Genomic DNA, 13,168 nt, shown 5'->3' with positions numbered 1-13,168 from the left:
CGAGTCAGGAGGCGGGACGGATGCCTCCGCCACCCGCGGCCGCCGGCGGCGAGGCGGCGACCTTCGCGTGTCGCAGCAGGACGAAGACGCCGATGCCCACCACGACGATGAACGCGACCGACAGTGTCGTGAAGGCGAACCAGTTGTCATCGAGCGCCAGCACGATCGCCGCCGACACGACCGCGATCGCCGCAGCGATGAGCTTCGACGCGAACTTCATGCCGATGCCCGGCGTCAGGCGGCCCGCCGGCGAGTCGCCGCGCGCGAGGATGAGATCGGCGAATGCGTCGAGGGTCGCCAGCAGCGAGGCGGAATACGCGACCGCGCACCCCAGCGCGCCCCACAGGTTGGGGGACTCGGCGGCAGCAGCGGCCGCCAGCAGGTCCAGCGCGTGCACGCCTCGATCGTAGGGGCGGGCGGGTGCGCGGGTCTACGGGTGAGGCGTCGACGAGCGACGGATGCCGCCGCCTGGTGCGTCAGGTCAGTTCGCGGCGCACCCGCACGATGTCGTCGCTCATCTGCGCGATGAGCGGCCCGATCCCCTCGAACGCGACCATGCCGCGGATGCGGCCGACGAACTCGATCTCGACGACGTGTCCGTAGAGGTCGAGGTCGGTCTCGTCGAGCACATACGCCTCGACCTGGCGCACCTTCACGTCATCGAAGGTGGGGTTCGTGCCGATGCTGATCGCAGCCGGGTACCGCACGCTGCTGCGCGGCTCGGATGCTCCGTCCCGAGGCATGCCCTCGTCCACCAGCCATCCGGCGTAGACGCCCTCGGCGGGCACGAAGCCCTCGAGGTCGGCTGAGAGGTTCGCGGTCGGGAAGCCGAGCTCACGTCCGCGCTTGAGCCCGTGGACGACTTCGCCGCGGACCGAATGCGAGCGGCCGAGCAGACGCGTCGCGTCGGCGATCTCGCCGGCGTCGAGCAGCTCGCGCACCCACGTCGACGAGACGCGGCGGCCGGCGTCGATCGCGCGCACGTCGTCGACGACATCGACCTCGAAGCCGAACTCAGGTCCGAGTTCGCGCAGCAGCTCGGGGTTGCCGGCGCCGCCGCGGCCGAAGCGGAAGTCCGCACCGACCATCACGATCCGCACGCCCAAGGCGCCGACGAGGACGTGCTCGACGAACTCGCGTGCACTCAGGTCGGCGAGTGTGCGATCGAAGGTGAGCATGAGCGTCGCGTCGACGCCCGCGTCCGCCAGAAGGCGGAGCTTCTGCTCGACGCCGACCAGGCTGTCGGGGCAGATCTCGGGGCGCAGCAGCGCGAGCGGGTTGCGGTCGAACGTCACCGCGACGACGCGAGCACCGGAGGCCGCAGCATCCACGCGCGCCCGGTCGATGACCGCGCGATGGCCCGAGTGCACGCCGTCGAACTTGCCGATCGCGACGACGGAGGGACCGAAGCCCGCGGGCACCTCGCTCGGGTCCCGGAAGACGATCACGATGCGACCGCCGCCGGTGCGGGAGTCTGCGCCTCTGCGGCGGGGTGGTGGGTCGCGAGCCACCAGATGCCGAGGAACGGCAGCACGAGCGGGACGAACAGGTAGCCCATGCCGAACCACGACCACACCGTCGGGTGCGCGAAGAGCTCGGGCATGACGAGACTCAGGGTTCCGATGACCAGCACGCCGACGAGCTCGAACACGATCGCCACCCACGCCACGACGTACCAGCCGCGGCGGCCCGCGAACACCAGCGCGAGCGTCGCCACGATGTACACGACGGCGGACAGCGCAGACAGCGTGTAGGCGACCGGCGCTTCGTCGAAGCGCTCGACGATCTGCACGAAGGACCGACCGGTGGCACCGAGGGCCATGATCGCGTAGACGATCACGAGCACGCGGCCGATACCGGTCATGCGGGGGCGAGCGGAAGTGGTCGACATAACCAGACGAGTTTAGTTCGTGTCGCCGGGGCCCTGGCTTCTCAGGCGACCTGGACGGTCCAGATGACGTACATGCGCCACACCATCACCGCGATCGACAGCGCCGCGATCCCCATGATCACCGTGCTCCAGCGGCTGCGCTCGAGGAGCGCCCACGCGACGGCGGCGAACGGCAGCAGCACCGCCGAGACGAGATAGACCCAGAACTCGAGCAGGCTCCCCGACGGCGGGTTGCCCGTGAGCGGCGCGACGATCGCGATCACGACCTGCACCAGCAGCAGCAGCTCGACCAGCGCCAGCGAGCCGACCGTCCAGTCGCTGGGGCGACGACCCGCGAGGCCGGCGATCACGCAGAACAGCCCGGCTGCGACGGCCACGGCGACCTGCGCGATCGTGAACCACAGGATCATCGGGCGGCCTCCTCGGGCATGTTCATCGCGCTCTTCACATCGGCGCCGCGGCGCTCGACGATGCCGACGAGCACGCCGTCCGGATCGATCGCGGCGGTCGGGTTCGCGGGCAGCCGCTCCGCGGCGCCCAGCAGCCGCTTGCCGTGGCGGAGGTCGCGCGCCTCGTCGGCGGTGACGTCGAACCGGCCGAGCACGGCGGTGGCCGCGTCCGCAGGGCCGCGCAGCGGGGCGTCGGCCAGCTCGTCGACGGCCGCGGCCTCCGCGACGTCGAACGGGCCGATGCGCGTGCGGCGCAGCGCCGTGAGGTGGCCGCCGACGCCGAGGGCGGCGCCGAGGTCGCGCGCGAGCGAGCGGATGTAGGTCCCGCTCGAGCAGTCGACGACCACGTCCAGGTCGACGGTGCCGGCGGACCGGCGCTCCGCGAGCACGTCGAACCGGGACACGGTGACCTCGCGGGCTGTGAGCTGCACGTCCTCCCCCGACCGTGCGAGGTCGTAGGCGCGGCGCCCGTCGACCTTGATCGCCGAGTAGGTGCTGGGCACCTGCGAGATGCGGCCGGTCAGGGCGGCGATGCCGCCGGAGATCCCCGCGGCATCGAGGGACGAGGCATCCGTCGTCGAGACCGTCTGGCCCTCCGCGTCGTCGGTGTCGGTCGCGACCCCGAGCCGGATCGTCGCCTCGTACGTCTTGTCGAGCCCGACCACGAAGGTCAGCAGACGCGTCGCGCCCTCGACGCCGAGCACCAGCAGGCCCGTCGCCATCGGGTCGAGCGTGCCGGCGTGGCCGATCTTGCGCGTGCCGAGCGCGCGCCGGGCACGCGCGACGACGTCGTGCGAGGTGATGCCGCCGGGCTTGTCGACCAGCAGGATTCCGGGTGCCGCCATCAGCTGCGCCCGACGATCCGGGGGTGTGCGAGGTCGGCGTTGTCGACGATGACGGATGCTGCGTCCCGCGGGTGCGCCTCGTTCACGTAGATCTCCTGCCCCTGCCGGTAGCGCGCGTTCGAGGGTGCATCGGGGTCCGGATCCGAGCCGTCTCGGAGCGCCAGGCGGGCGTATGCGAGGTCGAAGGGGACATCGAGCCACACCGACCAGTCCCAGAGGTCCTGCAGCTCGGGACGGTTGAGGAAGATGCCGTCGACGACGAGCACCGCGTCGAGCGGAGCGGTGACCCATTGCGATTCGACGGAGGCGTCGCGCGCGACGTCGAATGCACTGAGCTGGAACCCGGTCGTGCCTGCGGTCTGCGCGCCGTCGCGGAACGGGTCGATGAGCACGCGGCGGAACGTGGCGTAGTCGTACGAGTCCCGGTAGAAGCCATCCGGGCTGCGCCGTCCGCGCGCGTACCGTTCGGCGCGGGGGCGATGGAAGCCGTCGATCCCCGCGCGGAACACGGCGTCGCCGGTCTCGGCGAAGACCTCGGCCAGGCCGTCGGCGAACACCGTCTTGCCCGCGCCGTCGAGTCCGTCGATCGCCACGATCACCCGGCCGGCGGGGTACCGCCGCCGCACGCGGTCGCGCAGCTCGCGCCACAGCGTCGTGGTCGGGGTGACGGGCAGGCGCATGCCTCAAGCCTACGGCGCGCAGGCACCGCGCCTCGTCCGGACGCCTACGCTGGATGGCATGCCCGACCTCGCCGCTCCCCTGGTCGAGTGGTATCGGGCGAACGCGCGCGACCTGCCGTGGCGGCGGGCCGGATTCGGGCCCTGGGGCGTGCTCGTGAGCGAGTTCATGCTGCAGCAGACGCCCGTGAATCGGGTGATCCCTCATCTCGAGGCGTGGCTCACGCGATGGCCGACGCCCACCGACCTCGCCGCCGCCGCCCCCGCCGACGCGGTGCGTCAGTGGGCGAACCTGGGGTACCCGCGCCGGGCGCTGTGGCTGCACCGCGCTGCGGTGGAGATCCGCGACCGCCACGACGGCGTCGTCCCGCGCGACGTGGACGCGCTGCTCGCGCTGACCGGCATCGGCGACTACACCGCCCGGGCCGTAGCGGTCTTCGCCTATGGCGACCGGCATCCCGTCGTCGACACGAACACGCGAAGGGTGCTTGCCCGCGTCATCGACGGCAGGTCGCAGCCGGGTCCTCCCTCACGTCGCGACCTCCGGGCGATGGAGGCGATCCTGCCCGTGGACCGCACGACGGCCGCCGTCGTGAACGCGGCGACGATGGAGCTCGGCGCGACGGTCTGCACCGCGCGCGTTCCGCGCTGCGAGGTGTGCCCTCTCACCGACCGGTGCGCCTGGCTCGCCGCCGGCCGGCCCGACACCGGCGACGAGCGCCGCAAGCAGGCGCGGTACGAGGGCAGCGACCGGCAGGCGCGCGGCGCGGTGCTCAAGGCGCTGAGGGATGCTGCGACCCACGCGGTGCCTCTGGCCGAAGTCGTGCCGGACTGGCCTGACAGGCTGCAGCGCGACCGCGCCATCGACTCGCTCATCGCGGACGGACTCGCCGAGGCGGTCGACGGGTTGCTGCGCCTCCCGGTCTGAGCGACGCACCCGCATACGCAGAACGCCGCGACCGATCATGTCGGTCGCGGCGTTCTGCGTGCGCTGTGGCGCGCTTACTCGTCTTCGTCGAGTTCGCGCGGCTTGAGGTACGGGTCGGCGTCGCCGGCGTACGTGGCCGAGGCCGCAAGGCCCGCCACCGCCGCATCCCGCTCCTGCGCCTCACGGAGCAGGTCGGCGATGTGGCCGGCGTTCTCGGGGATCGCGTCGGGGATGAACTCGAGCGACGGGGTGAGGCGCACGTTGAGGTGCTTGCCCACCTCGGAGCGCAGCATCCCGGTCGCCGCCTTGAGCGCCTTGGCGGAATCCTCGCGCTCCTCGGCAGAACCCAGCACCGTGTAGAACACGGACGCGTGCTGCAGGTCACCCGTGACGCGCACGTCGGTGATGGTGACGAAGCCCAGGCGCGGGTCGCGCAGACCCTTCTCGAGCCTCTCGGCCAGGATCACGCGGATGCGGTCGCCCAGACGGGCCTGACGTTCCGAAGACATGATGATGCTCCTTTCGAAGCGTGAGGGACGCCCTGACGGATCAGGACGCCCCTCACGTTGCGCTACTTACGCGCGGGGCTTCTCGACCATCTCGGTGGTCTCGATCTCGTCGCCCACCTGGATGTCGTTGTACTTGCCGAGGCCGATACCGCACTCGAAGTCCGTCCGGACCTCGGTGACGTCGTCCTTGAAACGGCGCAGCGACTCGATCGCCAGGCCGTCCGCGAGGACCACACCGTCGCGGATGACGCGCGCCTTGGCGTTGCGCGTGATCGTTCCGGAGCGGACGATGACACCGGCGATGTTGCCGAACTTGGAAGAGCGGAACACCTCCCGGATCTCGGCCACACCCGACTGGACCTCTTCGTACTCCGGCTTGAGCAGGCCCTTGAGCGACTGCTCGACGTCGTCGATCGCGTTGTAGATGACCGAGTAGAACCGGACATCCACACCCTCACGGGCGGCGCGCTCGCGCGCCTTCGTGTCGGGACGGACGTTGAAGCCGATGACGATCGCGTTGTCGATCGTCGCGAGGTTGATGTCGGACTCGGTGATCGCACCGACACCGCGGTGGATGATGCGCAGCTGCACCGAGTCGTCGACCTCGATCTTGAGGAGCGACTCCTCGAGCGCCTCGACGGCACCCGACACGTCGCCCTTGATGATGAGGTTGAGCGACTCGACCTTGCCCTCTTCGAGCGCACGCGTGAAGTCCTCGAGCGAGATGCGCTTGCGGGCCTTGGCCAGCTGCGCGTTGCGCTCGGCGGCCTCGCGCTTCTCGGCGATCTGACGCGCGGTGCGGTCCTCCTCGGTCACGATGAACGTGTCGCCGGCTCGCGGCACCGAGTTGAGACCCTGCACCTGCACCGGACGCGAGGGGTAGGCCTCGGCGACCGGGTCGCCGTTCTCGTCCGCCATGGCCCGGACGCGGCCGTAGGCCGTGCCCGCGACGATCGCGTCTCCGACGCGCAGCGTTCCGGACTGGATGAGCACCGTGGCCACCGAGCCGCGGCCCTTGTCGAGCTTGGCCTCGATCGCGACACCGCGCGCATCCTTGTTCGGATTGGCCGTGAGGTCCAGACCCGCGTCGGCGGTCAGCAGCACCGCGTCGAGGAGGTCCTGGATGCCGGTGCCCTGACGGGCCGACACGTCGACGAACATGACGTCGCCGCCGTACTCCTCGGCCACCAGGCCGTACTCGGTGAGCTGCTGGCGCACCTTGGCCGGATTGGCGTCGGGCTTGTCGACCTTGTTCACCGCGACCACGATCGGGACGTTGGCCGCCTGCGCGTGGTTCAGGGCCTCGACCGTCTGCGGCATGATGCCGTCGTCGGCCGCGACCACGAGGATCGCGAGGTCGGTCACCTGCGCACCACGGGCACGCATGGCGGTGAACGCCTCGTGACCCGGGGTGTCGATGAAGGTGATCGCGCGCTCGATGCCCTCGTGCTCGGTCCACACCTGGTACGCACCGATGTGCTGCGTGATGCCGCCGGCCTCGCCCGCGACCACGTTGGTCTGGCGGATGGCGTCGAGCAGTCGCGTCTTACCGTGATCGACGTGACCCATGACGGTCACGACCGGAGGCCGGATCTCGAGGTCTTCCTCGTTCTCCGCCTCCAGCTCGGCCTCGAGGTCGAGACCGAAGCCCTCGAGGAGCTCCTTGTCCTCGTCCTCGGGCGAGACCATCTGGATCTTGTAGCCGAGCTCGGCGCCGAGCACCTCGAACGTCGCCTCGTCCAGCGACTCGGTGGCCGTGGCCATCTCGCCCAGGTTGAAGAGGATCGTGACGAGCGTGCCGGGCTGCACGGTGTAGCCGCGCAGGGCCTCGAGCTTGTCGGCGAAGTCGGCGATCGATGCGCCGCGACGCAGGCGGATGATCTCGCCGTTGCCCTTCGAGACGTTGACGCCGCCGACGACCGGCGCCGACCGCATCTCGAATTCCTGGCGCTTCGCCCGACGCGACTTGCGCTGCTTCGACTTGCCGCCGCCCTTGCCGAAGGCACCTGCGGTACCACCGCCAGGACCACGGCCGCGACCGCCGCCGCCACCGGGACGACCGGCGAAGCCGCCGGGTGCGCCCGCACCGGGCGCGCCGCCGGGACGCTGGAAGCCGCCGCCACCGGCACCGCCGGGACGACCGGGGCCGCCGGGACGCTGCTGGAACGGAGCACCGGGACGACCGCCGCCACCGGGACGACCACCACCACCGGGACGCGGAGCGCCGGGACGGGGGGCACCCGGGCGCGGAGCCTGGGGACGCGGGATGTTGCCGGGGCTCGGGCGCTGGCCCATGCCCTGCGCCGACGCGAAGGGGTTGTTGCCCGGACGCGGGCCGGCGGGACGCTGGCCCATGCCCTGCGAGGACGCGAAGGGGTTGTTGCCGGGGCGCGGGGTGCCACCCGGACGCGGCGGCTGCGGCGTCGCGGCGGCAGGGCCGGGCTTGGGTGCACCGGGCGCGGCCGGAGCCTCCGGCGCCGTGGCGGCGGGAGCGGCCTTGGCGGCAGGCGCGGCGGGAGCCGGTGCCGTCGGGGCCTTCGCGGCGGGAGCCGCAGGGGCAGCGGCCGCCGGAGCGGACTTGGAGGCCGCAGCCGCAGGGGCAGCCGGAGCGGCCGGACGCGCCGGACCGGGCTTCACAGCCGGGCCGGGACGACCCGCGGGTGCGCCGGGCTTCGCCGCCGGCGCGGCGGGTGACCCGGCAGCGGGCTTCGCCGCCGCGGGCGCCGCGTCAGCGGACTTGGCCGCGCCGTCGGCTTCGAGCGCAGCACGGAGCTTCCGCGCTACGGGGGGTTCGATGGTGGACGAGGGGCTCTTGACGTATTCGCCGAGCGCCTTCAGCTTCTCGAGCGCGACCTTGCTGTCGACGCCGAGCTCGGAAGCGATCTCGTGCACGCGTGGTTTGGCAGCCACAAATTCTCCTGTCTGGGTCCACCCAGACAGGGCAGACCGTTATTGGCGGACGGGTCTCATTTCGAGCCGTTCACTTTGTTTCCATAGCCGTTCAGCCTTTTCGCTGGATGTGCTCTTCGATGGTCTGCGTGTCAAGCGGGCCTGACACACGCAATGCCCGCACGAAGGCGCGGCGCCGGATGGCGGCATCCACGCACTCCGGCGTCTCGTGCACCCACGCGCCTCGTCCGGGCATCGATGCACGCTCGTCGACGACGAGGTGGGAATCGATGGCGACCACCCTGAGGAGGGTGGTCCGGAGAGCACGCGTGCGGCATCCGACGCACGTTCGTACAGCGTCCATCTTACACCCCGGGGCTGGGAGCCAGCGCCGCGGGTCAGCCCTCCTCGAGGATGGAGTCCGGCTGGATGTCGATCTTCGCGCCCGTGAGCTTCGCGGCCAGACGGGCGTTCTGGCCCTCCTTGCCGATCGCGAGCGACAGCTGGTAGTCGGGCACGAGGGCGCGCACGGCCTTGTTCGAGGCATCCAGGATGAAGCTCGACGTCACCTTCGCGGGCGACAGCGCATTCGCGACGAACTTCGCGAGCTCCGGGTCGTAGTCGACGATGTCGATCTTCTCGCCGCCGAGCTCTTCGGTGACCGCACGGACGCGACGGCCGAGCTCGCCGATGCAGGCGCCCTTGGCGTTGATCGACGGATCGTTCGCCTTCACCGCGATCTTCGTGCGGTGACCGGCCTCGCGGGCGAGCGAGACGATCTCCACCAGACCGGCGGGGATCTCGGGCACCTCGAGGGCGAACAGCTTGCGCACGAGCCCCGGGTGGGTGCGTGAGACGGTGATCTGCGGGCCCTTCGTGCCCTTGGCGACCGACGTCACGTAGACGCGCATGCGCGCCCCGTGCGCGTAGTCCTCGCTGGGGACCTGCTCCTCGGGGGGCAGGATCGCCTCGACGGAGCCGAGGTCGACATGCACCATGCGCGGGTTCGGGCCCTGCTGAACGATTCCGGCGACGATGTCGCCCTCCTTGCCGCGGAACTCGCCCAGCACCGCGTCGTCGGCGATGTCGCGCAGACGCTGGCTGATGACCTGCTTCGCGGCGAACGCGGCGATGCGGCCGAAGTCCTCGGGGGTCGACTCCTCTTCGCCGACGACGGCGCCTTCTTCGTCGAGCAGCGGGATGAACACGGCCACGTGACCGGTCTTGCGGTCGAGTTCTGCGCGCGCACCCTCCGGCAGCTCGCCCGTGGGCGAGGTGTGCTTCGCGTACGCGGTCAGGATCGCCTGTTCGATGATGCGCACGAGCTCGTCGAAGGGGATCTCCTTCTCGCGCTCGACAGTCCGCAGCAGTCCGAGATCGATGTCCACAGTGGCCTCCGTATTCAGCTCTCACCGGCACGTCGACGCGCGCCGGAACCCTCCAACATTACCGGATGCCGCGTCCCACGGTTCTGCGAGTCGACTCGACGCCCCGCGCGGCGGCCGGCGCCCCGCCCGCCTTCAGCCGGAGCAGTCGTCGACGTGGGTGTCGGAGTGGCGGAACCGGGCGTCTGTCCATTCGATGAGCACAGGCACGAAGTGCGATCCGGGCAGCAGCGTGCGCAGATGGTCGTAGCCGCGGTACTCGAGGCTGCGCACCTGGTTCCCTTCAGCGCACAGCCGGTCGACGAACTCGCGCTGCAGATGGGGCGGGATGACCTCGTCCTGGTCCCCCCATGCGACGAGGATCGGCTGCGTCCAGGGACCCGTCGGCGTGTTGTCCTCGAGCCGGCGGCCGAGCGCTCCCGCGGTGAGGTCGCCGACGAAGAGCGGGCGGTCCTCCGAGACGCCGAGCGCTGTCGCGACCGAGACGATCACGCCGGGTTCGGACGGGCATCGTTGCGTCATCTCGCGGACGATCGCCTCCGATCCCGGAGCGATGTAGCGGCTGAGGTCGACATCGTCATAGGTGTCGGCGTAGGGCACGAGCACCCACGAGATGAGGATCGACAGCAGGGCGTTCGCGTCGCCGCTGGTGAGCTCCTCGGCGAGCGCGACCGGCTCGGCGGCCGGCGCGAGCAGCGCCGTGCCCCGCACGTCCAGATCGGGCGCGTAGTCGTCGGCGATCTGCGAGGTCCAGAGGGCCGCGTGCCCGCCCTGGGAGTGTCCCCAGACCGCCGTGCGGCTCGACAGCGTGATGCCGTCGAGCTCTCGCGCGGCGATGACGGCGTCCAGGGACGAGCGTGCCTCGCCGCGGCCGATCAGATACGGGAAGACGCCGGGCGCCCCCTGCCCCGAGTAGTCGGACGCGACGACCACCCAGCCGTTCGCGATCGCCTGGTCGAGTCCGGGGATCGCCCACTTCGTCGCCGACGCATCGCGCAGGCTCGGCGCGCACCCGCGGGCGACGCCGGTGGTGCCGTGGTTCCACACGACGACCGGTCGAGGGCCGGGAGGCGGGTCCTGGGGCACGATGACCAACGCGCTCGCAACCGCCGGCTGGCCATTGGCGTCGCGGGTCGTGTACAGGATGCGGCGGACGTCGGCGCCCGCGGGCTTCTGCCCCGAGAAGTCGTCGCTGCGGATCAGGCGCCCGTGGTCGTACGGCACGATGGCGGGCGGGTCGTAGAACGCGTCCACCACCTGGGCGCCGTCCTCGAACCACGAGTTCGCCCACCACCCGCCGGCCGCGAGCACCACCAGCAGAGCCGAGAGCGCGTAGCGCCCCACCGCCAGCCATACGGCGCGGGCGCGGCGGCGACGCGTCGTGGACGCCGGAACGGATGCTGCGGGCAGCCCTGTCGCGGGAACGGAGCGCCTTCCCTCCACGAATGCGCGCACGGCGCGGACCAGCAGAGTGGCACCGAACACGATCGTGCGGACACCGAAGATCACCGCCACGAGGAGGACGGTGACATCAGGCCACGCATACGAGAGCACGCCGAACGCGATCTGGGTGCCGCCCCAGACCCCGGCGAGCACGCGCTGGCTGACACTGCCGCGCGACGCCGCGTCGTAGATCGACGCGAGGCCGCCCAGCACGAGGAGCACCGCGATGATCTCGGGCAGCAGCTCGAGCGTGCGGCCGAGACCGAAGAGCACCGCCAGGCCCAGCGCGATCCACAGGCCGCCGAACACGAGCCGGGACCAGAGCGGTGTCTCGGGCGCCGCGATGATGCGGGCGAGGCCTGAGAAGACGGCACTGAGGCCCACGTAGACGGTCAGCAGCACGAGGGAGGTGAGCGGCCGCGTCACGATGAGCAGCCCCACCAGGAGCGAGAGCGCGCCCACGACGACGAGCACGGCGGGAGGCGCTCCGCGCACGAGGCGAGGTACGACGCTCCAGCCGGTCGCCGGCGGTCGACGGCCCCCGCGGATCATCCGCCCCATGATAGATCGATCGCATATGAGGGCGCCCGACGCGTGGGAGTGGGTCCCCTCGCGGCGAGGGCGCGTCAACCCCCCGCTCGCCCGCACGGCGACGGCTAGCGTGAGGATGTGGAGACCCGCGACGGCGTGAAGGCGAACGCGAAGCACCTCGCCCGTGAGGCGGAGTCGAGCTTCGCCTTCGAGACGCTCGCGCGCGCCGGGTACGTCGCCAACGGCGTCATCCACGCGCTCATCGGCGCCATCGTCATCGTCATCGCCTCCGGCGGACGCGGTGAGGGCGATCAGCTGGGCGCCATGAAGGCGGTCGCGGGGGCCCCGGTCGGTTTCGTGGTGCTGTGGCTCATCGCGATCGGCCTGTGGGCGCTCGCGCTGTGGCACGTGAGCGAGGGCATCCTCGCGCGTGACCTGTCGGACGACATCGAAGGCGCCGCCCGCAAGTGGAGTCGCCGCCTCTCGGAGTTCGGCCAGGCGGCCGTGTTCGTCGCACTCGGCGGGATCTCGGCCGCCGTGGCGATGGGGGCGCGACCCGACGGCGAGAAGACCGCGGAAGGAGCCAGCCGAAGTCTCCTGCAGATTCCAGGCGGGCACATCGTGCTCGGCCTCGTCGGCGTCGGGATCGGCGTCGGCGGCGTGGCCTTCGTCGTCATGGGCGTCCGGAGGAGCTTCCGCAATCGCATCCGCATCCCGGACGGCGGACTCGGCCGGGGCTTCACGACGCTGGGGGTCGTCGGGTTCGTCGCGAAGGGCATCGCCCTCCTGATCGTGGGGGTGCTGCTCGGCGTCGCGGCAGTGCGCGCCGACGCGAGAGTCGCGGGCGGGCTCGACGGCGCCGTCGACGCGGTGCTCGAGCTGCCGCTCGGTCCCGCGCTCGCATGGGTGGTCGGACTGGGCCTGCTCGCCTACGGCGTCTTCACGATCGCCCGTGCCCGCTTCGCGTGGATGTGACCGGGGCCCGGGCACGAGGTTGACCCGCGGCACCCGTCCTGTCAATGGCCTGGCAGAGGCGCGCGACCGAGCGGAATCTGATCGCATGACGCACACAGAGGAAGATCTCGTCACCGGCCCCGAAGCGATCGCGCGGGTCAAGGAACTCGTCGAGGACATCGACTTCACGATGCTGACCACTCGCGATCCCGCGGGGAATCTCGTCAGCCGGCCGATGAGCACGCGGCAGATGGATGGGAACGGCGACATCTGGTTCTTCACTCTCGCCGACACGGCGAAGGTGTCGGAGAGCCAGGCGGATCCGCAGCACGACGTGGGCCTGTCGTACCTCGATTCCAAGGGGCATCGCTATGTCTCGGTCGCCGGCCGGGCCCAGGTCGTGCGCGACGCGGCGAAGATGAAGGAGCTGTACTCCCCCAGCCTCGACATCTGGTTCGAGAACGGACTCGAGACCCCCGGCATCGTGCTGCTTCGGGTGACGCCCGTCGAATGCGAGTTCTGGGAGCCCCGGCACGGCAAGCTCGTCACGGCGGCAGGCATGCTCAAGGCGCTCGTGACGAGGGACACGCCCGACGACACCATGTCGCACGGAAGAGTCAGCTGCTGACGCCCGCCGGGCGCAGGCCGTCACACCGCGGACCGGCGC

Annotated in this window: 14 protein-coding genes; 3 read left to right on the top strand and 11 right to left on the bottom strand. The window is 71.1% G+C overall.

Translation table 11 applies throughout. The annotated features are described in order from the left end of the window. Positions 1–4: 4 nt before the first annotated feature. The 6 genes from J2Y46_RS10675 to J2Y46_RS10650 form a co-directional block, all read right to left on the bottom strand. A complete protein-coding gene (locus J2Y46_RS10675) occupies positions 5–397 on the bottom strand; it encodes a hypothetical protein (RefSeq protein ID WP_310242165.1) in 393 nt (130 codons plus the stop codon). 79 nt (positions 398–476) lie between these two features. After that, entirely contained in the window at positions 477–1,448 is a 972-nt protein-coding gene (locus J2Y46_RS10670; protein WP_045296343.1) for a bifunctional riboflavin kinase/FAD synthetase, read from the bottom strand. Next, a complete protein-coding gene (locus J2Y46_RS10665; RefSeq protein ID WP_211255837.1) occupies positions 1,445–1,864 on the bottom strand; it encodes a hypothetical protein in 420 nt (139 codons plus the stop codon). Before J2Y46_RS10665 ends, J2Y46_RS10670 begins: the two co-directional genes overlap by 4 nt. A 68-nt stretch (positions 1,865–1,932) precedes the next feature. Then, the gene (locus J2Y46_RS10660; protein WP_045296346.1) at positions 1,933–2,301 is read right to left on the bottom strand and encodes a hypothetical protein; all 369 of its coding nucleotides are present in this window, start codon (positions 2,299–2,301) and stop codon (positions 1,933–1,935) included. Continuing rightward, the gene (gene truB, locus J2Y46_RS10655; RefSeq protein WP_045296348.1) at positions 2,298–3,185 is read right to left on the bottom strand and encodes a tRNA pseudouridine(55) synthase TruB; all 888 of its coding nucleotides are present in this window, start codon (positions 3,183–3,185) and stop codon (positions 2,298–2,300) included. The genes J2Y46_RS10660 and truB overlap by 4 nt, the downstream gene beginning before the upstream one ends. Beyond that, the gene (locus J2Y46_RS10650; protein WP_310242162.1) at positions 3,185–3,865 is read right to left on the bottom strand and encodes a uridine kinase; all 681 of its coding nucleotides are present in this window, start codon (positions 3,863–3,865) and stop codon (positions 3,185–3,187) included. The genes truB and J2Y46_RS10650 overlap by 1 nt, the downstream gene beginning before the upstream one ends. Before the next feature lie 58 nt (positions 3,866–3,923). On the opposite strand from J2Y46_RS10650, the gene J2Y46_RS10645 reads away from it, so the two are divergent. Beyond that, the gene (locus J2Y46_RS10645; protein WP_045296351.1) at positions 3,924–4,790 is read left to right on the top strand and encodes an A/G-specific adenine glycosylase; all 867 of its coding nucleotides are present in this window, start codon (positions 3,924–3,926) and stop codon (positions 4,788–4,790) included. 74 nt (positions 4,791–4,864) lie between these two features. On the opposite strand, the gene rbfA is transcribed toward J2Y46_RS10645, so the two are convergent. From rbfA to J2Y46_RS10620, 5 genes are all read right to left on the bottom strand, one after another. Beyond that, positions 4,865–5,299 (bottom strand): 30S ribosome-binding factor RbfA, encoded by a 435-nt coding sequence (gene rbfA, locus J2Y46_RS10640; protein WP_045296353.1) that lies wholly within the window; start codon positions 5,297–5,299, stop codon positions 4,865–4,867. A 66-nt stretch (positions 5,300–5,365) separates the two neighbouring features. Further along, a complete protein-coding gene (infB, locus tag J2Y46_RS10635) occupies positions 5,366–8,209 on the bottom strand; it encodes a translation initiation factor IF-2 (RefSeq protein WP_310242159.1) in 2,844 nt (947 codons plus the stop codon). 91 nt (positions 8,210–8,300) lie between these two features. Then, positions 8,301–8,552 carry a YlxR family protein gene (locus J2Y46_RS10630; protein ID WP_084695389.1) on the bottom strand — a complete coding sequence of 84 codons (252 nt, stop codon included), beginning with the start codon at positions 8,550–8,552 and terminating at the stop codon, positions 8,301–8,303. Positions 8,553–8,586: 34 nt separating this feature from the next. Beyond that, the gene (gene nusA, locus J2Y46_RS10625; RefSeq protein WP_310242156.1) at positions 8,587–9,576 is read right to left on the bottom strand and encodes a transcription termination factor NusA; all 990 of its coding nucleotides are present in this window, start codon (positions 9,574–9,576) and stop codon (positions 8,587–8,589) included. A 132-nt stretch (positions 9,577–9,708) separates the two neighbouring features. Continuing rightward, on the bottom strand, positions 9,709–11,568 hold the full coding sequence (locus J2Y46_RS10620; RefSeq protein ID WP_310242154.1) for a lipase family protein: 1,860 nt from the start codon (positions 11,566–11,568) through the stop codon (positions 9,709–9,711). 117 nt (positions 11,569–11,685) lie between these two features. On the opposite strand from J2Y46_RS10620, the gene J2Y46_RS10615 reads away from it, so the two are divergent. Beyond that, positions 11,686–12,522 (top strand): DUF1206 domain-containing protein, encoded by an 837-nt coding sequence (locus J2Y46_RS10615; RefSeq protein WP_310242151.1) that lies wholly within the window; start codon positions 11,686–11,688, stop codon positions 12,520–12,522. An 85-nt stretch (positions 12,523–12,607) separates the two neighbouring features. After that, positions 12,608–13,129 carry a pyridoxamine 5'-phosphate oxidase family protein gene (locus J2Y46_RS10610; RefSeq protein ID WP_310242149.1) on the top strand — a complete coding sequence of 174 codons (522 nt, stop codon included), beginning with the start codon at positions 12,608–12,610 and terminating at the stop codon, positions 13,127–13,129. Positions 13,130–13,168 lie beyond the last annotated feature (39 nt).

The organism is Microbacterium sp. BE35 (genome assembly GCF_031457705.1).
Classification (GTDB): domain Bacteria; phylum Actinomycetota; class Actinomycetes; order Actinomycetales; family Microbacteriaceae; genus Microbacterium; species Microbacterium trichothecenolyticum.
Note: the sequence above shows the minus strand (reverse complement) of the source record. Positions and strands in the feature narration are given on the sequence as shown.

Bases quoted from the DNA above. Each gene is read 5' to 3' on its own strand.
- J2Y46_RS10665 (WP_211255837.1), bottom strand. From the start codon at position 1,864: ATGACCGGTATCGGCCGCGTGCTCGTGATCGTCTACGCGATCATGGCC.
- J2Y46_RS10660 (WP_045296346.1), bottom strand. From the start codon at position 2,301: ATGATCCTGTGGTTCACGATCGCGCAGGTCGCCGTGGCCGTCGCAGCC.
- truB (WP_045296348.1), bottom strand. From the start codon at position 3,185: ATGGCGGCACCCGGAATCCTGCTGGTCGACAAGCCCGGCGGCATCACC.
- J2Y46_RS10650 (WP_310242162.1), bottom strand. From the start codon at position 3,865: ATGCGCCTGCCCGTCACCCCGACCACGACGCTGTGGCGCGAGCTGCGC.
- J2Y46_RS10645 (WP_045296351.1), top strand. From the start codon at position 3,924: ATGCCCGACCTCGCCGCTCCCCTGGTCGAGTGGTATCGGGCGAACGCG.
- rbfA (WP_045296353.1), bottom strand. From the start codon at position 5,299: ATGTCTTCGGAACGTCAGGCCCGTCTGGGCGACCGCATCCGCGTGATC.
- J2Y46_RS10630 (WP_084695389.1), bottom strand. From the start codon at position 8,552: ATGGACGCTGTACGAACGTGCGTCGGATGCCGCACGCGTGCTCTCCGG.
- J2Y46_RS10620 (WP_310242154.1), bottom strand. From the start codon at position 11,568: ATGATCCGCGGGGGCCGTCGACCGCCGGCGACCGGCTGGAGCGTCGTA.
- J2Y46_RS10610 (WP_310242149.1), top strand. From the start codon at position 12,608: ATGACGCACACAGAGGAAGATCTCGTCACCGGCCCCGAAGCGATCGCG.